Genomic DNA, 20,737 nt, shown 5'->3' with positions numbered 1-20,737 from the left:
TGTCTCACTCCTTAGCTAAATCTTCAGCGCCTTTATATATTAGATTAAATAGCTCCTCTATTTCGTGTTCTTCTACACAAGAGAAAGCAACTCTTAAATCTGTGGAACTTATCGCAACGGTGCCTACCCCATATTGATTTAATAAGTGTACCCTAAGCTTTTCTGCGTTTATCTTTTTAAGTTGTAAACACATGAAATAACCGGAATTAAACGGATAATATGACCAGTATTTATCATATTTTTCACCATTCAATACTTCTTTTACTTTTTTCGCCCGTTCCTTCATTAGCTGAAACTTTTGATGTTTCTCTTGTTCAAATTCCTGTGATTGTAAAGATCGTAAGATGACAGTCTGGGATAAATGGGAACTGCTTGAAATAGTTCCACGTATAAGGCCGGTTGTTTTTTGTTCTAATGCATCTAGAATGACAGGGCTAGAAGACCCATAGGTAATGAATCCAACTCTTAGTCCCCAAACATAGTTTTCTTTTGTTGCTCCGTCTACCTTAATAGGTAAAATATTTTGGTGTAGACTAGCTAATTGGCCAAATAAAGATTCTTTAATAGAGTCTTCATAAAACAATCCAAAGTAGGCATCATCTAAAATAGCAACAATACTAATCCCTGCTTCAGCTGCTTCATTTAGAACAGCAATGATTTCTTCAACTTCCTTGGCACCTGGTGTATAACCTGTAGGGTTGTTAGGGAAATTTAAAAGTACAATAGCTTTACCTTTCGATTTTTGATTTAATAAGATTTCTTTAAAAGATGAAGTATTGAATCGTCTCTCCTTATTAAACAGTTGATAAGTTAATAAATTCGCCCCTCTTCGAACATGAAAGATTGACTGATAGTTCCCCCAGTATTTATCCGGAACGATTACAGAATCCTCTGGATTTGCAAATAGGTCTGCTGCAATACTAAGTCCATGAGTTAAGGCACTTGTAACGATTGGGAGTCCAAAATTTTTATCGTGTAAGGATGGGTTGTCTATTAGTAATTTTTCATTCCATAACTCTCTCAATAATTGTTTTCCAGCTGGAGGAGCATATGGATAGATATCTTCAGGAGCATATCCTATAAAATGATCTTGTATATGTTGAAAATGCATAGGTTCATGTTCTTCAGTTGCAATCCCAATTGTGGCATTAAATCGATAAGCTCGCTTGCTTGCTTCAGAACTTTGACTCAAAATACCTTTCTGGTTATATAAGTTTTTACCTAAGTCTGACAGCATGTCATAAATAAAAGGATTTTCACTTTTTATTACGTTGTTTAGGTTTTTAGCAATATCGTGCATGAAAACTTCCCCCTTACAAATAAAATTATTGTTAACACGTCTCTTGTAAAACAGAAGCCATTGCTTTAAGTAAAGTATCATTTTCTTTTGGCTTACCTACTGAAATTCTGATATATTCCTCCAGTCCCCATGTGTCTCCGTACCGAACGATAATTCCTTTAGAAAGAAGTTCTTCATAAACGTCTTTTGCTTTTGGTCCAACCCTAACAAGTACGAAATTACTCATGCTCTCTGTATAAGATAATCCAAGTTTAGAAAAGCCTTCATACAATTGTAAGCGCCCTAGTGTGTTGGCTCCTTGAGAGGCTTCAACATGCTTATCGTCATTTATGGCTGCTGTGGCTGCTGCTTGAGCTAAAGTATTAACGTTGAATGGTTCTTTTACTTTTAGAATATTTTGGACAATAGCTTCTGGCGCAAGTCCAAAACCAATTCGAACGCCTGCAAGACCATATATCTTAGAAAAAGTTTGTAACACAATAATTGGATAGCCTAATTTAACATATTCAATTCCATCTGTGTAATCATCAGCTGTCGCGTAGTGACTATATGCTCCATCAAATACAACTAGTACGTGCTTTGGTAAAGAATCTAGCAATATATGTAAATGCTTCTTTGATAAGTAAGTACCTGTTGGATTATTCGGAGAACAAAGGTAAACAATTTTTGTTCGCTGAGTCACAGCTGAAAGGATGGATTCAACATTATATTGGTAGTGCTCTACCAAAGGGACACCCACAACTTTAGCTCCCATTAAGTAGGCACCGAAGTCATACTCACTGAAAGAAGGAGAAGGAACAATGATTTCATCGTCTAAGTTCAAGAACGTTTCAGAAATCAAAGTAATTAATTCGTCAGCTCCATTTGTCACAATGATTTGCTCTGGTAATAGATTAGAACGAATAGCAATTTTCCTCTTAAGATCTGTAGCATTCGCGTCTGGGTAACGGTTAATTCCTGTTAGGCTTACTAAAATAGCTTCAAGTGCTTTAGGAGACGGTCCTAAAGGATTTTCATTAGAGGCTACTTTAATTACTTGGTCTAGCCCTAACTCTTCTTGTACTTCCCAAACAGGTTTGCCTGGCGAATATGGCTGAATGTGTTCTAATACTTTACGTGCTTGTATAGTTTGATGAATGGACATTTTTAAGGCTCCTTCTAGAAAATTTACTCATTTTAAATTCATAAATAGGTGACAATTCACTTCGTTTTTGAATAAAATTATCTTTAAACTAATTTTATTGTGAAGTAATTCACATGATTTTGAAAGATATACTTTGGAACATACTTAACATAAGTTTGAGCGCAAGTTAAATAAAGCTCTCGCTAGAGTTATATAAGCTAAATAAGCAGGCTTTACTATCCCTCGATATAATCTATAGTTACCTTTATTTCAATTCAGTTAGACTCCTGTAAATTACTTTGGGAAGGAGCGATAGTAAATAAACATTTATGGCCTTTCTTTTTATAATAAAGAATATAAAAGAAAAAGAACCATCCAATTATGAGTTAATTTAACCAACCACTTTTTCAAAATCTCTTTTCAAAATTAACATTTTTGAGAAAAAAAATGACTCATGAATTTATCATGAATCATTTTGGCCTTTATATAATTTCTACGTGGCATATTTATTGGCTTGATTAATACTTTACATAAAAATATTATTGAATCAAGCCAGTGTTCATCTAAAAAGTAACATGCTTAAGAAAATTTATGTGTTAGTTACGCTTTTTAAAGCATCTTCAAACCTAAGAATACCTTCTCTAATTGATTCAACTTTTTCTCGTCCAAAAGTGAAGCGTACATATCCCTTTTGGGAACCAAAAATAGTCCCTGGAACAAAAGCTATGCCTTTCTTTAGCGATTCTTCGAGCAGACGCCCTTCATGGATAGGCTTATTTATTTTACACCACATATGAATCCCACCATTTGGCATATAAAATTCCATTTCATCACTTAAAAGTTCATGAAGACTATTAGCTAGTTCATCTCTTTGAAGTTTAAGGTTTTTTCTAATAGTAAGAATATGCTCGGAAAAATATGATGAACTTAAAAATTGGTTTGCAACCCATTGTGGAAAAACACTGTGTCCAAAATCAACTTGTTGCTTAGCATCAGCGAGTCTTTGAATCACTGACTGAGGACCTATAATCCAACCAATTCTTAGCCCTGAGGCAACAATTTTGGATAAAGAACTAATATAAAGAACATTTCCATTAGAGTCCATTGACTTCAATGTTTGATTCACTTCTCCATCAAAAGTGGTTAACGTATAAGGATCATCCTCAACAATAGGAATACCTAATTCAGATGACAGTTCTAATATTTTTTTACGACGAGGTGTAGAAAGAACCGTCCCTGTTGGGTTTTGATAATCAGGATTTAAGAAAATCATTCGAATGCGATGCTTTTTATGCAATGATATAAGATCATTAGGATTCACCCCGTCCTTATCTACAGGTAATAAAAAAGTTCGAAGCCCTGCGGATTGAAAAATAGGAAGAGAAAAGCAATAAGACGGATCCTCAATTGCCACAGCATCCCCTGGCTTTAATAAGCACTGAACAATAAGGTGAAGTGCTTGTTGTGCACCCGAAGTAATAAGAATAGAAGAAGAATTTGTATCTATATTTTTATACTGTTTTACATGTTGAGAAATCGTTTCCCTTAAAAGTTCATTCCCCTGAGGATGATCATATCCTAAATTCTCCATGAATGGTTGTCGAGAAAGAATTTCACGAAATTGAATAGTTGGAAATAGATGAGGTGCTAACTCACCACTTGCCAAATTAATAAAATTATCTTTTTGTGTTTCTGTACGAATTTTTTGAACCAATGGGAGATTAGGTAAAAATGAACCATCTTCTACATATCTTCCCCAATTTGGAATTCGTTTGTGAGAAATTCCCCAAATGTTTGTACTTATACGTGTTCCACTACCTTTTTTTCGCTCAACAATGCCTAAAGAGTGTAAGTATTCATACGCTGATATAATAGTACTTCTATTTACTCCTAATTCACTCGCAAGTGCTCGCTCTGATGGTAACGTACTATCCGGAGAGAAGATTCCTGTAGCAATTCCATGTTCTATATAATGAGCAATTTGTTTATAAATAGGTTTTTTATCTGAACGATCTGGTTTCCAATCCATTTTTACTTCATCCTTACTCTTAGTTCTCCAGTAAATCCCTACTGTATAATAATTAGTTTGCATAAAACCGAGACAGTTCTATAATCATAGCACCCATTCTTTCCTTTTCTGGAACAATTATTCTTTGAATCTCTTCTTCCTTTAATGCCTCAGCTGTTACTTTCCCCACTGCAACAGCTACAACTTGTTCTTTAAATACTTGCCGAATTTCTTGGTAATAATCATGTTCTTTAGCAAAATCAAAAAGAGATCGAACTTGAATAGCTGTGGTAAAGCAAACTGCATCTATTTCGTTGTTCATTAATTCATTACATAGTTTTTTTACAATTTCTGAATTAGGAGCAATATGTTGATACGGTAAAACTTTAAATACATGTGCTCCCCTATCTTCAAGAAACTTAATTAACCTAGGCGCCTTCTCACCGTGAAGTTGTACCATGACTTTTTTTCCTTTAAAATCGAACTCCTCTAAAGAGAGTAGTAAGCTTTGAGTAGTACCATCCCCATCTGTTGCAACTGGATTAATGTCCATTTTTTTTAGGGTAGATAATGTTTTGTAGCCCCTCGTTGCTACATTAGCATGACGAATCATTCTAAGAAACTCAGTTTGAATACCCAACTCTTCAGTTGTAGTTAAAAGTGTCTCAACTCCAATTCCTGTCGTGAAAATGGCCCAATCTACTCCGGCACTTATAACCTGTTGTAAACCTACTTCTAATTCCTTTTTTGCTAAAAATACAGTTCCTTGAAGAGATCTTATAATAGGCGTTCCACCTTGCTTTTCAATTAACATACTTATTTCTTCTGTTTTACGTGAAGCTCCAATAACTACGCGCTTAGCTGATAATTTCTTTGTCACCTGTTTTTCCTCATCTCATTTCAAATTCTCTGTCTTTAATATTTACTTTATACTGTCTTATTCTCTAAAATAATTTAGCCTTTTATTTTTATATTAAAGACTTTATAAGAAAAAGAACCATCCAATTTTACTTTTAATAAGCCATCCACTTAATATATAAGATTAAGTTAGTAATTTCACAAATATACCAAATCCCTCTTAAATAAGGTGAAATTACAAAGAAGAGACAGGAATAGAATCCTGTCTCTCCTTTATTTTACATATGAAAATTAGTACCATCTGTAGTTGCTTTGACAATGCCTGCACGAATAACGAAGTCCCCAAAGTGCTCTCCCTCATTACGCTCCTTTGCGTAATAAGAAAGAAGTGAACGTAATTCGTTTAAAATCTCTTTTTCCCCAATATTTTCACGATAGATTTTACTTAGACGACTACCGTCAAAGGCAGCACCGAGATACATATTGTATTTGCCTGGTGCTTTACCGATAAACCCTATTTCCCCTAATGCATGACGGGCACATCCATTCGGACACCCAGTCATACGAATAGTAATTTCTTCATTTCGCAAGCCATTTTCATCAACAATAACCTCGATTTTATCGAGAAGAGTTGGTAAATAGCGTTCGGCTTCTGCCATTGCTAAACCACAGGTTGGGAGTGCTACGCATGCTAAGGAACTACGACGAAGTGCTGAGAAATACTTACCGTCTGTTAAACCATATTGTTCAATCAACTCGTTAATTTCTTTCTTGTTTGATACATTAGCAATGACTAGGTTTTGATTAGCAGTTAAACGGAAATCCCCGGTATGAACCTTAGCAATTTCCCGCAAACCGGTCATTAGTTTATAGTCTTCAAAATCCCCAATACGACCACCCTCAACAAACAGAGTGAAATTCCATTTTTCTTGTATACCTTTTGTCCATCCATAACGATCACCGTTACTATCAAATTTATACGGCCTTACCTTATCTAATGACCAGCCAAGGCGATTTTCTAACTCATTCTTAACGGTTTCTAATCCCAGGCGGTCAACTGTATATTTGAATCGGGCATTTTTTCGTTCAGAACGATTACCATAGTCACGCTGAATTGTAATGACTTTCTCTGCTACATCATAGATTTGTTCTGGCTTACAAAAACCTATTAATTTTGCAAGTTGAGGGTATGTTTCAGTGTCACCATGGGACATTCCCATACCACCACCAATAGCTATATTAAAACCTACTAGTTTCTCGTTTTCAACAATGGCAATAAGTCCAATATCTTGTGAGAAAACATCAATATCATTAGACGGTGGAACCGCAATACCAATCTTAAATTTTCTCGGTAAATAAAGTGGACCATACATTGGTTCTACTTCTTCTAACTCAGGTGTACCAGAAACTCTTTCCTCATCAAGCCAAATCTCATGGTACGCTTTAGTACGAGGTAGTAACTTATCACTTAATTGTTTAGCCCATTCATAACCTTCAGCATGAATTTCAGATTGATAAGGATTTGGATTACACATTACATTTCTATTTACATCACCACAGGCTGCAATAGTATCCATAAGAACTGAATCAATTTCTTGAATCGTTTTTTTCATATTCCATTTTAGAATCCCATGCATTTGAAATGCTTGGCGTGTTGATAATTTTAAGGTTCCATTGCCATACTTTTGTGCAAGTTCATCTAAGACCAGCCACTGTTTTGGTGTCGCCACGCCGCCTGGTCTTCGGACACGTATCATAAATTGATATGCCGGTTCAAGTTTCTGTTTTTGACGTTCATTGCATAAATCTCTGTCATCCTGTAGATAGCTTCCATGGAATTTCATCAAACGATTGTCATCATCTGAAATCCCTGCGCTAAGTGGTTCTAGCATTGATTGTGCTAGAGAGCCACGCAAATAGTTACTCTCTCTTTTGATACGTTCTACATCACTTGGTGGGCCATTTGGCGCTTTTAATATTTGATTCACCATATTGAAAACTCCCTTCCATTTAAGTAGCCTGTCAATCACGTAGTGACGTTTTCTTTGTTTAGTTTCAATATACCCCTCTCTTTAAATAATAAAAGAAAAGGAATAAAATGGACCATCCAATAAGGAGATGTTTTTACCAACCACTTAAAATGAAGTTCTAAAATTAGTGAACTCCTTACAGGGAAATTAACTGATTAAATTTTTAGCTTTGGTTCAAGTATCGTTGACAAAGACAGAAAACCTGCATGGTCTATTCAGCTCAAAACAACCGATATATAAATTCAACTTTGTTTTGGCCATCCCTCCCTTTGTTGTTAGTGAGAAAAGTTGTCTGAAAGATAAATTTTAATTCTGAAAAAAATAAAAATAAGGGATGTAAGAATGTTGACTTAACACCATTCTTACATCCCTATTTTTGTTATTTTACTAATTTAGATTTGATCTGTACTTCTTTTTCTGTATCAGGATAAATTAGAGAGAATACAATGCCAACAATTAAGCAAATAAAGAATGTTGCAGCTTTTGCAGATACCATTGCTTCAAGTGGTGAAAGTGACCAACCAATTGCACTAACAAATCCTATAATAATCGTTGCGATAACACCAACACCTGAAACACGCTTCCAGAAGAAAATTAATAAGATAATAACTGAAAACGTATTTCCAATACCCGCCCATGCAAAGGATACAAGACTATAAATAACAGAGCCGGATTTAAGCGAAATAATGACACCAACGATACCACTAATAACGGCTACAAGGCGTGAAAGGTGAACTAATTTTCTACTTGAGATATTCCAACGTAGTGTTTTGTGAATTATATCCTCACTAATGGAAGTAGTAATAACTAATAATTGTGATGAGGCAGTAGACATAATTGCAGCTAAAATGCCCGCAACGATTATCCCTGCAATCCATGGTGGTAAAATTTCGAATACCATGTGAGGTAAAATCATCTCTGGATCATCAATTGTTCCTTGTTTGTATAAAGTTGAAGCAAAAATTGCAGATAAAAAGGCACCAATGTAGACAATCAGCGTCCAGATAATCGCCATGTTTCGACCTGTAACACGTTCTTTTTCAGTGGTAATTGCCATAAAACGAGAGCTTAATTGAGGCTGACCACCTAACCAGCCAAAGAACCATGAGAGATTTGTAAATAGCATAGCTCCTAAGGCAACTCCGTTTAAGCCACCAACCCAGCTATCTGCACCATGTCCCATATTAGCAAGCTCAGTTGAAATACTTAATCCTTGATTTTTAATCTCCATGAAAGCTGCAATTGGCACGATAATGAATGAAGCAAGCATTAAAAAGCTTTGAATAGTATCTGTCCATACGACAGACATAAATCCACCCATGCAAGAGTATGCAATAATAATTGCAGCAATAATAATTGTTCCCCATGTGATATTAAAACCAGAAAACGAATAAATGGTTTTTCCCATACCTGAAAATTGGGCAGCTAAATAACAAACAAAGAATAATACCAAAACACCAGAAGCTAACCAACGAATAATATCTGCATGTTTAGGGAATTTAACAGCAATATAGTCTGTCAAACTATTCACCTTATATTTTTGCTGTTCTGTCATAAAACGTTTTGATAAAAATAACCATGAAGCAATAACTCCTAAAAACATTCCAGATAAAATCCAAATACCCGATAAACCAGCTACATAAATAAATCCAATTGCTCCTAAAAACATATAAGCTGATTCTCCGGTAGCACGCTCAGAAAATGCAAGCGCCCAGCCAGGAAGCTTGTTTCCTCCTAGAAAATAATCACTGTGCGACAAATCCTTCTTGCTAAAATAAATACCTATTGCAAGCATAGCAATTAAGTATATAGCAATCTCAATATATACAACAGTTTGCATAACATTTTTCCTCCATATAATCAAAATAAACAATACCAATTGGTTTTGTCAGATATTATGTCGGAAATTTTTATTTGTCAATAGTTATTTTACAAATGTGAAGCGAAATATTTAGCCATTTCTACAAATTTTAAAGCACCTGGAGAAAGGTGAATATTACGTTTGTGAGCAATTCCAACGCGTCTAACATATGATTCATAAAATTTTTTTTGAACGAGGTTATTAGGTGCATGAATCAACAAAGAAGTCGGCATAATCGAAATACCTAAGTTTTCATTTACCATCGTCAAAATTACCTGATCAACAGATAATTCATAAACAATATTGGGAAAAATCTTACTTTGAGATAAAATACGTGAAACATCACGATCGATTGTACGTTTTGGCATAATCCATCGTTCATCTTTTAATTGTTCTAGGTAAAGTTTATCCTCACTTGCTAACCTATGTTCTTTTGCCATAATACAAACGAGTTCATCACTAAAAACAGAATCAAATACAAGATTTTTTAAAGATGGGTCTACTAAGAAACCAACATCCACAACTCCATTATTTATCCACTCCTCGATTTGATCATAATCTCCCTCCATCAATCGGATATTTAAGTTAGGATAGTGTTGTTCAAAATAAGCTAATATTTTAGGTAATAAAACAAGGGATACACTTGGAAGGGTACCAACGATAAGGAGCCTCCGATGAGATTCTTTAAATTAGACACTGTGTTCTCTAGATGCTGTTGTTCTTGTAAGATTTTTGAGATATGTTCATAAACTATTTTACCTTCATTCGTCAAAACGATATTATTTCGATTGCGGACAATAAGAGACAGATCTAATTCTGCTTCTAAATTACTAATAGCATGACTAATAGAGGACTGTGTGAGATTCAGCTTTAAACCAGTTTCTGTAAAATTACCTGTATCAATAAGTGTATGAAATGCAATATATTGAGCTAATGTAGCCATAATAAACTCCTTGTATTAATTTTTTTCATATTACTTTGCAAAAATATTCATTCGATTTATTTTAGTCTACCCTCTATAATAAAATAAAATCCAAGTAAATCAATACGAATTTTAGGAGAGATAGAGACTATGGCAGAAGAAAAATTAATGATGAAGGCCTTATCTATGGATATTATTACAGCCAAAATGTTCACTGAACTGCATCTCTCTATTACAGAGGAATATGGTGAACATGGGCGTGAATTAGTTCAAAAAGGATTAGAGGTTTTTGGTTTAAAAGATGCTGAGATAATGGCGAAAAAGGCAACGGCAGAAGGTGAAAACCATACTTTCTTTGAATATTTACCACAAATCGTTGAAGGAGAAGAGAAATTTGCTGATTTGACAACATACGCACGTTTTTCAAAAATGTTTGCACAAATTGCAAAACAAGTTGTTGATGAATACGGTGAGCAAGGCGAACAGGTAATTATGCGAGCAGTAGAACGCTTTGGCAAGAAACGTGGTGAAGGTATTGCACAACGTGCGCGTACAAACGGTTTAGAAAATTCTGTTGAAAATTATCTAACGAACTATGATATGGGACGTAGTGATTTATTTGAAATTGATACAACTTACAAAAAGAATGAAGTTGAACAAACATTTACCCAATGTCCATTTGGTCAACAATGGGCGGATGATAATATGGGTAAATACGGTATTCTTTATTGTAAAGTAATCGATCCTTCCATTGCAAAAGGATACAATAAAAATTTTGAAGTTGTACATGATAAATTCGTATTACGTGAGGGTCAATGTCATTTCCAATTTCAAATGAAAGAGTGAGTATAATGATTAATGTAAACCGACTGCTACAGCGTCTTCATGATTTAAGTCAAATCGGGCGGAATAAAGTAACAGGTGGGATAAATCGTTTTTCCTTTACATCTGAAGAACAAGAGGCTATCGAGCTAGTAACATCGTATATGAAAGAAGCTGGAATGACTGTCAACGTTGATGGAGTCGGGAATATTATTGGAACATACGGTGAAGAAAGTGAAACGATTATGCTAGGCTCTCATATTGATACAGTACCGGATGGCGGAAAATATGATGGTGCTTTAGGTGTTCTTGCAGCAATCGAAATCGTACAAACGATTTATGAACAACAATTGCCACTTTCAAAGAAAATTGAAGTTGTAGCGTTTAAAGATGAAGAAGGGACTCGTTTTGGTTTTGGTTTAATCGGTAGTCGTGCGATGGCTGGTCTTCTAACATATGAGGAATTACAGAAAAGAGATGCATCGGATATTTCTATTCAAGAAGCGATGAAACAATTCAAATTGTCACCTCTTCCTTTAGAAAAGGTTAAACGTAATGACATTCAAGCATACTTAGAAATGCATATTGAACAAGGTAAAGTACTAGAAAATGAAGAATTACCAGTAGGTGTAGTGGTAGGTATTGCAGCGCCATTATGGCTAGAAGTAACGGTTACAGGCGTGAGTGAGCATGCAGGTGCAACACCAATGTCAATTCGCCAAGATGCTTTAACTGCTTCAAGTGAAATGATTTTAGCAATTGAACAAATGTTAAATGGCACAACCGATTCTGTAGCTACTGTAGGTAAACTGAATGTAGAACCAAACGGTGTAAATGTCATCCCAGGTAGAGTAACCTTTACAGTTGATATCCGTGATATTGAGGAGCAAAAAATAAACGCTTTAGAAAATTCCATTTTAGAACAACTGCAAAAGGTTGCTGAGCGCAGAAATGTTACGGTAACATCGAAAGTTTTACAGCGCGTAAAACCTGCAAAAACAGCGCCTTTGCTTCAACAGCAACTTGCAAGTAGTATTGAAAAATATGGTGTACAACCTTATCCATTAATAAGTGGTGCGGGGCATGATGCAATGAATATTGCGAATGTAGCACCAATTGGAATGCTATTCGTTCGTTCAAAAGGTGGGATTAGTCATAATCCGTTAGAGTATAGTTCCGATGAGGATATTGTCATTGCAACAAATATTTTTTATGATACATTAGTGGAGCTTGCAAAGTAAAACTATATATATTTGAACAAAAAAACAAAAAGCCAGAAACCTGCCTATCCTTAGGAGCAATGGGTTACTCGTTTTTATAAACAGTTAGCAATAATTAGGTGTTCCATTTGTAGTAATAGAAAATAGTTTTGATAAAACTTCGTAAAGAAGTTATAAAAAACTCATCAAAAATAAGTCTTGATATATAAGAACAAGGGCTTCTTTTTGATGAGTTTCTTCTATTACATATATTGCTTATTTTATTAAGACACAGATTTAAGTTTCTCTATTAAATATAAGCTTGTAATTTGGCATTATAAATAGCAAGTACCAAAGAAAAAACTATCAGAGATTCTGTTCTTTGATTTAAAAAGACATATTTGGATAGTGGCATTTTAAAACATTTTTAGTTTTTCCACTTTACGTTTTCTTTCTTCTCCTCGTTTACCACAAGTTGAAATACATCAGGTCTTGAGTAGTGTCCTACTACGTCAAAATCAAACTGACTGTAGGCAATCTCACGTAAATCAAGATCTGTAATTAACAATTCCTCTTTCCCGAAAACCGGCTCCTTGATATACTCACCTAAAGGACCGACAATAGCGCTTCCCCCTGGACACATTTCATCAGGAGAAGAAGTCAAATCATCATAGCATGCCAAATCAGTGGGATACATGTCTTTATTTACATATTGATTACAAGATAAAACAAAGCATCTTCCTTCTACTGCAATATGACGAATTGTTGATTGCCATACATCTCGAGAATCTGCTGTAGGGGCAATATAAATTTGAACTCCCTTTGCATACATCGCTGCCCTTGCTAGTGGCATGTAATTCTCCCAACAAATTAATGCTCCTATCTTTCCATAGGGTGTATCAAACACAGGAAGTGTACTTCCATCTCCCTCTCCCCAGATTAATCTTTCTGAACCTGTCGGTTTTAATTTACGATGTTTGCCAAGTAATGTTCCATCTGGTCCAAAGAATAATACTGAACAATAGAGAGTCCCACCACTAAATTCGTTATCTCTTTCAATTACACCAATGACGAGATAAACACCAGCTTTACGTGCTGCCTCTCCTAATTTGTCCGTAGTTTCGCTAGGAACTGGAATCGAATTTTCCCAATAGCGAAGCCAATCTTTTCTTCCTTCTGCAGAACGACTTCCAACTGTAGCTCCAAATGCTAGTCCCCTTGGGTAAGCTGGGATAAAAGCTTCAGGAAATACCACGATATTAGCGCCTTTTTCTCCTGCTTCTAGAGTTAATGAAATAGCTTTTTCTGTACTTGCTTCTCGATCCATAATAACTGAAGCAGCTTGAATAACAGCTACTCGCACATTATGTTGTTGTGTAGTCATAATAAACCCTCCTCTTTCTAATAAATCCATTTAATATAAATCTTAAATATGATGATAAATAAAAAGAGGTTCTTTGTATGCATCCAATTGGATACATATTGACTAATCCAATTTTAAAAAATATAATCTGAATTAATTATTAACATGAGGTGAATAAAAATGGAGTGGAAAGTAGATCGTCAGTCAAATAAGCCTTTGTACCAACAAGTCTTTGATTTCATTGAACAAAAGATTTCTTATGGTGAATTTCCACCAGGAACCTTGTTACCGTCGGAACGTAAATTAGCTAAACGATTAAATGTTAACCGCATGACCATTGTACATGTCTATGATAAATTGCATGCAGTTGGTTTAGTGGAAAGAAAACGTGGGAGTGGTACACGTGTCAGCACCCATAAATGGGGAGTTTTATCTAAAGGATCTACAAACTGGAGAAGATATGTAGAAGGAAGTACATTTTTACCTACATACCCCTTAATTAAACGTATCCGTGAAGCAGCAAAACAGCTAGAAAATGGATTCGATTTAGCAAGTGGTGAATTATCGTCTGATCTATTCCCCTCTCAATTACTGCAATCTTCTTTAGTTGATGAATCCTTTCCAAATGATTTAAGTTATGAGCATCCACAAGGGCACTTAGGTCTACGTGAGACATTATCTGCTTATGTTAAGACTAATTACAATATCAAGACCACTAGTTCTTCTATTCTTATCACATCAGGTGCTCAACAGGCTTTGTATCTTATTACTCAGTGTTTACTAAGTCCTGGTGACGCTGTTGCTATCGAATCTCCTTCTTACTGTTATTCACTTCCACTATTTCAATCAGCTGGGCTACGTATATTTGGCCTACCTGTTGGTCCTAATGGAATTAATCCTCAGGATATAGAGGATTTATATCATAAACATCAAATTCGTATGGTTTTTCTAAATCCAACATATCAGAATCCAACTGGAACTGTACTCACTGACAAGCGTCGAAAAGAAGTAATAGAGATTGCCGAAAGGTTAGGAATTCCAATTGTAGAAGATGATCCGTTTGGTTTACTCTCCTTCAAAGAAGAAAAACATTCTCCAATTAAATCTTTTGATCACAATGGTAATGTATTATATATTGGTTCTCTTTCTAAAGTGGTTGCTTCTAGTCTACGAATTGGATGGTTAATTGGTCCACAATCGGTTATCAGTCGCTTAGCAGATGCCCGCCAACAAATGGATTTTGGACTAAGTATCTTCCCTCAGTTAATAGCAAATAAATTTTTACAATCAGCTGATTATACAACTCACCGTAAGGTCCTCACCCAAGAATTATTGGATAGAAGAAATGCGATGATTTCTGCGTTACATGAGATTTTGGGAGAGAAAGTTAACTTTATTGCTCCGAATGGCGGGCTTCATATTTGGTGCAAAATAAATCAGAAAATTAGTGATGAAAAGCTTGTAGAGGAAGGCATAAAAAATAATATTCTATTTATGCCTGGAAGTGTATATGGTTTTCTAGATGGATATGTCCGTTTTACGTATGCTCGATTAGAGAAAAAACATATAAAAGGTGCTGTATTACAATTCGCTAATATTTTATCTCGTATATGATTTTCAACTTAAATAAGTTCTAAAAAATACAAAAAAGGCATTCAAATTTACAACTGTTTTTCTTGTAATAAGTTTTAGTTAGATATTTAAAAGTGATCATGTAGCTTAATCCTTTAAAAGAAAAAACCTTTATTAAACACAGTAAAGGTTTTTTATGAGTTTCTTCTATTATAAAAATATCTCCTTGATCAAGCTATGGATTTAAGTTTCTCTGTTAAACGTAAAAAAGCCTCTTTATCTTTATTCTTTAAGGACTGATCAATTTCCTCAAGAATCTTAATTCTTTTGAAGTTATTCATCATCTGATCCAAAAACTGTTCAGCCAACATTTCATCACGTAAATTTGAATCCACTCGGTCCATTTCATTAAGTGCATTATTTTCCATAAAACGTCAACCCCTTTATCTTTTCTCTTTTGCAAACAGTATTCCCTTTTGCACTCTTTTTATGCAAGGTTGATAGATGAAGTGAAACATAGAATAATATGTTGTAATATGCATGGTTACGCTCCTATATTCCTTTTAGATATTTTTCATATGTCTTCAATTGAATAAAAAAATATAACTACCTAATTACTATCTAATTGATTAAAGAGAAAAGATAAAAATTAGCTTTTAAAGATTAACGTTCTATTATTTACTCTTAATGAAGACAATAGAGATTTTTACCTCTTATCATATACCATACTATCTTCTATTTACCTTTAAAGGGTTTTTTATATTTATAAAAACACAAAAAGAAAATTTGTAATTATTTAACATTTATATATTTTTAATAATTTATTTTTTATATAGAAGTAAAAGAATAAACTTCTTTATAAAAATAAGAGTTTTATTGTTTACTCTAGCTGACGACAAATTAGAAATTTTAACCTCCATGTATATGAATCTATAAAACTGTCTACACTAATAACATATTCCCCCTATTCCGTCGTCAAATTTGAAAATCCTTTGCCAATATCAGCAAAGGATTCTTTTTTGTATGTAATTAATTCTTAAGGTACAAATCCTTGAAAACTGACTCCATGTCTTTGACTAAGAAGATGATACTTTAATTAATCCCAATTCTTAGAATAGAACTGAATTAAAGAAATCATGTGCTTCATGGCGGGAGAGACCCATATTACAGAATGCTGCTTTTTTTATGACCAATATGTCAGTAGGACTACGATATATGTCATTTTATATACATGTATGTATCAAAGGTTATAGGATATCGTTCTCATGGTATACTATCGACTTATGACAAAACATTGTATATGCAGCATGTTTTGTTCATTTTCTGCTTTGGAGGGACAATTTCATTGCGTATTGTTCCTCCTTTTTATTTTACATAATGTCTCTTATCGGAAAGGCTCTTAGAATAATTTATTCTAAGAGCTTTTTGACCTTATAGACCTTTTATTCAATGAAATACATTCTTCCATTTACTTCAATAGATATCGAAGATTGCTTCATTTCTTTTCTTAGATCTTTTGCATACGCTACAACTTCATTAATTTTATTCTTATCTAAATTTTCAGTGAAGCTATAAACAATGGTTACCTTTTCCTTAACTAATTTTTTATTGTCTCCTATCCAAGCTCCTGTTCCATCATCAGAAGTGGCACCCCCAAACATATTAGAGAATTTCTCTAAAGATTGGTCAACATATTTGCTATTATCAATAGGTTGATCAATATTGTAAGTAGATGGAACATAAATTTTTACAACATCATCAAGGCAAGATTGTCCTCTCAGAACATTTGATTGTTGGTCTGGAGTAGTGGATGTTTGTTTAGATGGGTGTTCAGCATATACTATATAACCAAATAACCCAATTAACATAAGGAATGCTAATAACTTAATTACTAATTTATTCTTCAGTTTTATCACTTCCTCTTATTTAATAATCCCTAACTATAAATAACAAATATAGGAAATTTATCTTTATAATATCAAAAATGTATATGAGCGCATGTATACTTTTTTTGTCGATTTTTAATCTTTATACAATATTCATTTATAGTTAACATAATCATCATTATCGGAAATTACATGCTAAAAACCTTTTTTTATTAAGAAAAAATTCATATCTATTAATAAATTAGTAAATATTATCCACGAGGTGATCATTTGGATAAGAATAAGTTAAAACTTACATCTTCCGAAATAGGAACACTATGGGGGGAGTATGTAAACGGAACAATGACAGATGTAGTAAATAGATATATGTTCTCTATTATTGAGGATGAGTCAATAAAGGCCATTTTTGAGGATGCTATCAATACCTTCGCGAAGGAAAAGAAACAAATCGTAGCTTTTATAGAAAACGAAGGGTTTCCAGTTCCAATTGGATTTACTGAGTCTGACCTCAATAAAGGTACCAAAAAATTATTCACGGATATATTCTGCTTGAATTATTTACATATCATGACGTTACATGGCTTGCTAGGACATACAACCTCATTAGGTGTTTCTGTCAGAGAAGACTTACGCCACTTCTACGATTCATGTGATAATGATGCAAAAAGGATGTATCATCAAACGATTGAATTATTACTTGAAAAAGGGGATTTTCAGAGGGACCCTTACTTTTATCCTGCTACGAACCCTGAATATATTTCTAGCCAGGATTTTACGGATGGGTTTTTCGGAAAAGGCAGACGTTTAACGGCAATAGAAATCATAAGTATTTCTTTCAACCTTAAAAAAAGCATTATGGCTAAAACTCTTTCTATTGGATTTAGTCAGGTCGCTCAATCAAAAGAAGTAAGAAAATTTTTAGAAGATTCGGAGAAAACAGCTGATAATCAAATACAATCCTTTTCAACAATCATGCACGCAGATAATTTACCAGTTCCTAAATCATGGGAGACAGAAGTAACAACTTCAACAGACTCCCCTTTTTCTGATAAGTTAATGATGTATCATATTGGTTTCTTATTCCAAGCAGCACAAGCCTATCACGGAGCAGGTTTAGCATCAGCCATGCGAACAGACCTTGTAACAACTTATGAAGGCATCATTCTCAAAAATCTAATGGTAACAAAAAAATGGTTTAACATTATGGTGAAAAATAAATGGTTGGAACAACCACCACTTGCTCCTAACAGAAAAGAAATTGCAAAAGAGAAATGAGAAAAAACATCCATACAGGTGGATGTTTTCTCTTTTTAAGCTGTATATCGTATACAAAGTTAGTTAACATAATACCTCTTTCCGGAACACAACCAAAAAAAGAACCCTTGGTAGGCAAGAGTTCCAGATAAGGTGAGTTTTCTTCTTTATGCAGCTCTTTATACATCCTTGATATTACTGGTTTGTCCCAAGATCCAGGTGGAAGGAGAATGCATAAAGAGTCTGCTTTTTATACATATGTTAACCTCTATAAAAAATTGCCTATATGCGAAAAATATGATAAAAATAGCTTATTCCATACATCAAATATGTATGAGCTCTACTAAAAGCAGCCGAAATAATCACGGTTGCTCTTTTTTTGCCTAAAATCGTGTTGCTAGCGAACTCATACGCAAAATTAAAAGTCTTTTCGTGAGTAGTTGAGTTGTATTAGTAATTTCCTCATACTACCTCTTATTTTCTTCAACACAAATCAAATAATACGTTTAGGAGGTGAATTAAATGTCATTAAGAGATAGACTTAGACCTCCTCGATCAGTTCGTAGATCAGCTAGGTCTCTTGATCCAAGCAAGGTTTTAACCGGAGAAGTTTCTACAGGAGAATAGTTTGGAGTAGACTTAAATCCAGGTGATTTTAAATCAGTAACAGATAATGCTGATGAGAAAGCTAAAGAATACAGTAATAGTGAAAGAGAAAATAAAAATTACTGTGATTGTGTAGTTGCGGTAGCTGCTGAATGTGCGGTAGCTGGTGCTGCTCTTGGGGGACCTGTAGGAGCAGGGCTAGGTGCCTTAGGCGGTTTTCCTGCAGCAAGGATAGCTTGTGGACGAATTTATACTTCTGGACCTTGTGAATAATAAAATGGAAGAAGTGATCTTTATGCTCCCTTTTGCTGGAATGTTTGAGGATGGTCTTAATGGAGGATTTAACCCTAGAAACCAGGCACGCGAACAGGTTAACGCTATTGCAAATCAGAGAGCTAAAAATTATAGTGAAAGTGAAAGAGAAAATAAAAACTATTCTAATTGTGTTGCTGTAGTGTCTGTTGAATGTGCTAACGATAGTAGTATTTTTGATGGGGCTGGAATTGAAGGAATAATGGCTGACGGTGGCATTGCTGTAGCAAAGATAGCTTGTGGTCGCATATATAAATCAGAACCATCAGAATAATAAAAAGCGCAATCAAGTAATACAACTAGGAGGTGTTTTTATGCCAGAACACGGTTTCAATCAAACACATGATAATAACAATCATAGCAATAGTTATGATACAAACGGTGGAAGTATCCAACCAGTAGATGTACCCCAATCTGTCGGAAATAAAATTCCTGCTGAAAACGATGGACTAACTGGAAAAGTAAATGCAAACCTCGGATACCATCCAAAAAAATAGCACGAAAAAACCGCCCTACAAAAGTAAGGCGGTTCTCCGATAAGTTTTATCTTACAAAACTAAAACCATGTAGAATCTTTATTTTTTGGAAATTATACCATTTAACGAAAAAAAGAGCAACCCTAAAGTTACTCTTTCTCTCAGCAAAAACTAACACAAAATGTGTGCATTGGTGCTCAAGGAGTGTTCAATAAAGTATACGTTTACGGACGCTATGTTTAAATCTATTGCAAGATGTTAAAGTAACTATTATCATTAGCAAAATAAAAAGCTGCCCCGGAGCGTAAGAAGAGGCAGCTTTTTATAAATTCTTACTACTTTGCTAAATCCCATTTAATAATATGCCCTGCATGAGTAAGGCCTCCTCCGAATCCGTAAAGTAAAAGAATATCTCCATTGATTAACTTTCCATCATTTATCCCTATTTGTAATGCTAATGGAATCGAAACAGATGAGGTATTTCCCATATACTCGACACTAGTTAACGTTTTATCTAACGAAAAGTCTGATCTTTCACATATGGATTCAATCATTCGTAAATTGGCACTGTGTGGAACAAACCAATTTACGTCATCCTTTTGAAGATTCGCTTGTTCAAGCAACGCCGATATGCCTAAAGGGATTGTTCGAGAAGCCCACTTATACACTTCCCTTCCGTTTTGAACCATCTTGCCACTAGAACTTAAAGGTTGCCCATGCATAGTAGTAGATAAATTTGTACGGTATACATGTTTACCTCCTTTTCCATTCGTCCCAATATGAGTAGCTATAAAACTTGGGTTCTCTGTGTCTTTTTCCACTAAAACAGCCGCAGCTCCATCACCAAATAAGACACAAGTAGTACGATCTGTATAATCCGTAACCTTGGACAAGGTTTCTGCTGTAACAACTAAAACTTTCTGATGAAGTCCAGATGTAATAAACCCATTTGCCATATGTAGTCCATATGTAAAGCCAGCACAAGTAGCATTAAAATCTAAAGCACCTGTCTGAGGAATATCGAAGTAATCTTGTACCTGACTGGCTACACTTGGGAATGCATAGTCAGGTGTTGTTGTTGAAACAACAATACAATCTACATCATTTAATTCTTTCTGATATTACGCCACTAAGTTTACCGCAGT

The 20,737-nt window shown here is 34.6% G+C and carries 17 protein-coding genes and 1 pseudogene; 6 read left to right on the top strand and 12 right to left on the bottom strand.

Annotation, left to right across the window (positions count from 1 at the left end; translation table 11 throughout):
• Positions 1–4: 4 nt before the first annotated feature.
• The 8 genes from MKY06_RS09395 to MKY06_RS09360 all read right to left on the bottom strand — a co-directional run bounded on the left by MKY06_RS09395 (position 5) and on the right by MKY06_RS09360 (position 10,123).
• The gene (locus MKY06_RS09395) at positions 5–1,300 is read right to left on the bottom strand and encodes an aminotransferase class I/II-fold pyridoxal phosphate-dependent enzyme (protein WP_098278631.1); all 1,296 of its coding nucleotides are present in this window, start codon (positions 1,298–1,300) and stop codon (positions 5–7) included.
• Positions 1,301–1,331: 31 nt separating this feature from the next.
• Positions 1,332–2,444, bottom strand: coding sequence for a histidinol-phosphate transaminase (gene hisC, locus MKY06_RS09390; RefSeq protein ID WP_098278632.1), 1,113 nt, complete (start codon positions 2,442–2,444; stop codon positions 1,332–1,334).
• A gap of 568 nt (positions 2,445–3,012) precedes the next feature.
• The gene (locus MKY06_RS09385) at positions 3,013–4,452 is read right to left on the bottom strand and encodes an aminotransferase-like domain-containing protein (RefSeq protein ID WP_098278633.1); all 1,440 of its coding nucleotides are present in this window, start codon (positions 4,450–4,452) and stop codon (positions 3,013–3,015) included.
• A 52-nt stretch (positions 4,453–4,504) separates the two neighbouring features.
• Complete coding sequence (locus MKY06_RS09380; protein ID WP_098287692.1) at positions 4,505–5,311, bottom strand: uroporphyrinogen-III synthase; 807 nt, start codon at positions 5,309–5,311, stop codon at positions 4,505–4,507.
• A 256-nt stretch (positions 5,312–5,567) separates the two neighbouring features.
• Complete coding sequence (gene cysI, locus MKY06_RS09375) at positions 5,568–7,280, bottom strand: assimilatory sulfite reductase (NADPH) hemoprotein subunit (RefSeq protein WP_289913565.1); 1,713 nt, start codon at positions 7,278–7,280, stop codon at positions 5,568–5,570.
• A 418-nt stretch (positions 7,281–7,698) separates the two neighbouring features.
• Positions 7,699–9,159 carry a sodium/proline symporter gene (locus MKY06_RS09370; RefSeq protein WP_098278636.1) on the bottom strand — a complete coding sequence of 487 codons (1,461 nt, stop codon included), beginning with the start codon at positions 9,157–9,159 and terminating at the stop codon, positions 7,699–7,701.
• A gap of 89 nt (positions 9,160–9,248) precedes the next feature.
• The gene (locus MKY06_RS09365; RefSeq protein ID WP_289920581.1) at positions 9,249–9,842 is read right to left on the bottom strand and encodes a LysR family transcriptional regulator substrate-binding protein; all 594 of its coding nucleotides are present in this window, start codon (positions 9,840–9,842) and stop codon (positions 9,249–9,251) included.
• A complete protein-coding gene (locus MKY06_RS09360; protein WP_289913561.1) occupies positions 9,791–10,123 on the bottom strand; it encodes a LysR family transcriptional regulator in 333 nt (110 codons plus the stop codon). Before MKY06_RS09360 ends, MKY06_RS09365 begins: the two co-directional genes overlap by 52 nt.
• 129 nt (positions 10,124–10,252) lie before the next feature.
• Between MKY06_RS09360 and MKY06_RS09355 the strand changes: the two genes are divergently transcribed.
• The gene (locus MKY06_RS09355) at positions 10,253–10,948 is read left to right on the top strand and encodes an L-2-amino-thiazoline-4-carboxylic acid hydrolase (RefSeq protein ID WP_098278638.1); all 696 of its coding nucleotides are present in this window, start codon (positions 10,253–10,255) and stop codon (positions 10,946–10,948) included.
• A 5-nt stretch (positions 10,949–10,953) separates the two neighbouring features.
• Positions 10,954–12,165 (top strand): Zn-dependent hydrolase, encoded by a 1,212-nt coding sequence (locus MKY06_RS09350; RefSeq protein WP_098278639.1) that lies wholly within the window; start codon positions 10,954–10,956, stop codon positions 12,163–12,165.
• A gap of 385 nt (positions 12,166–12,550) precedes the next feature.
• Here the strand turns inward: MKY06_RS09350 and MKY06_RS09345 are convergent, their stop codons facing one another.
• On the bottom strand, positions 12,551–13,507 hold the full coding sequence (locus tag MKY06_RS09345) for a carbon-nitrogen hydrolase family protein (RefSeq protein ID WP_098278640.1): 957 nt from the start codon (positions 13,505–13,507) through the stop codon (positions 12,551–12,553).
• A gap of 159 nt (positions 13,508–13,666) precedes the next feature.
• Here MKY06_RS09345 and MKY06_RS09340 point away from each other — a divergent pair, with 159 nt between their 5' ends.
• Positions 13,667–15,100: an aminotransferase-like domain-containing protein gene (locus tag MKY06_RS09340; protein ID WP_098287687.1), complete on the top strand. Its 1,434-nt coding sequence runs from the start codon at positions 13,667–13,669 to the stop codon at positions 15,098–15,100.
• A gap of 188 nt (positions 15,101–15,288) precedes the next feature.
• On the opposite strand, the gene MKY06_RS09335 is transcribed toward MKY06_RS09340, so the two are convergent.
• Entirely contained in the window at positions 15,289–15,486 is a 198-nt protein-coding gene (locus MKY06_RS09335) for an IDEAL domain-containing protein (RefSeq protein ID WP_098278641.1), read from the bottom strand.
• A 1,014-nt stretch (positions 15,487–16,500) separates the two neighbouring features.
• On the bottom strand, positions 16,501–16,974 hold the full coding sequence (locus MKY06_RS09330; RefSeq protein ID WP_223268916.1) for a DUF3574 domain-containing protein: 474 nt from the start codon (positions 16,972–16,974) through the stop codon (positions 16,501–16,503).
• 240 nt (positions 16,975–17,214) lie between these two features.
• Between MKY06_RS09330 and MKY06_RS09325 the strand changes: the two genes are divergently transcribed.
• The 3 genes from MKY06_RS09325 (at position 17,215) to MKY06_RS09315 (ending at position 19,613) form a co-directional block, all read left to right on the top strand.
• Positions 17,215–18,219 carry a DUF3231 family protein gene (locus tag MKY06_RS09325; RefSeq protein WP_098278839.1) on the top strand — a complete coding sequence of 335 codons (1,005 nt, stop codon included), beginning with the start codon at positions 17,215–17,217 and terminating at the stop codon, positions 18,217–18,219.
• 823 nt (positions 18,220–19,042) lie between these two features.
• Entirely contained in the window at positions 19,043–19,390 is a 348-nt protein-coding gene (locus tag MKY06_RS09320) for a hypothetical protein (RefSeq protein WP_098278838.1), read from the top strand.
• A gap of 40 nt (positions 19,391–19,430) precedes the next feature.
• Positions 19,431–19,613, top strand: a complete 183-nt coding sequence (locus tag MKY06_RS09315; RefSeq protein WP_055991944.1) for a hypothetical protein — start codon at positions 19,431–19,433, stop codon at positions 19,611–19,613.
• Positions 19,614–19,927: 314 nt separating this feature from the next.
• Here MKY06_RS09315 and MKY06_RS09310 read toward each other — a convergent pair.
• Positions 19,928–20,713: pseudogene (locus MKY06_RS09310) on the bottom strand (ketoacyl-ACP synthase III); the annotation flags it as partial.
• Positions 20,714–20,737: the final 24 nt, after the last annotated feature.

This window comes from Priestia sp. FSL P4-0332 (assembly GCF_038005845.1).
GTDB lineage: Bacteria > Bacillota > Bacilli > Bacillales > Bacillaceae_H > Priestia.
This window is presented reverse-complemented; position numbering and strand designations above follow the sequence as displayed.

Coding starts and splice junctions, on each gene's coding strand:
- MKY06_RS09395 (WP_098278631.1), bottom strand. CDS start 1,300: ATGCACGATATTGCTAAAAACCTAAACAACGTAATAAAAAGTGAAAAT.
- hisC (WP_098278632.1), bottom strand. CDS start 2,444: ATGTCCATTCATCAAACTATACAAGCACGTAAAGTATTAGAACACATT.
- MKY06_RS09385 (WP_098278633.1), bottom strand. CDS start 4,452: ATGGATTGGAAACCAGATCGTTCAGATAAAAAACCTATTTATAAACAA.
- cysI (WP_289913565.1), bottom strand. CDS start 7,280: ATGGTGAATCAAATATTAAAAGCGCCAAATGGCCCACCAAGTGATGTA.
- MKY06_RS09370 (WP_098278636.1), bottom strand. CDS start 9,159: ATGCAAACTGTTGTATATATTGAGATTGCTATATACTTAATTGCTATG.
- MKY06_RS09360 (WP_289913561.1), bottom strand. CDS start 10,123: ATGGCTACATTAGCTCAATATATTGCATTTCATACACTTATTGATACA.
- MKY06_RS09355 (WP_098278638.1), top strand. CDS start 10,253: ATGGCAGAAGAAAAATTAATGATGAAGGCCTTATCTATGGATATTATT.
- MKY06_RS09350 (WP_098278639.1), top strand. CDS start 10,954: ATGATTAATGTAAACCGACTGCTACAGCGTCTTCATGATTTAAGTCAA.
- MKY06_RS09345 (WP_098278640.1), bottom strand. CDS start 13,507: ATGACTACACAACAACATAATGTGCGAGTAGCTGTTATTCAAGCTGCT.
- MKY06_RS09340 (WP_098287687.1), top strand. CDS start 13,667: ATGGAGTGGAAAGTAGATCGTCAGTCAAATAAGCCTTTGTACCAACAA.
- MKY06_RS09335 (WP_098278641.1), bottom strand. CDS start 15,486: ATGGAAAATAATGCACTTAATGAAATGGACCGAGTGGATTCAAATTTA.
- MKY06_RS09315 (WP_055991944.1), top strand. CDS start 19,431: ATGCCAGAACACGGTTTCAATCAAACACATGATAATAACAATCATAGC.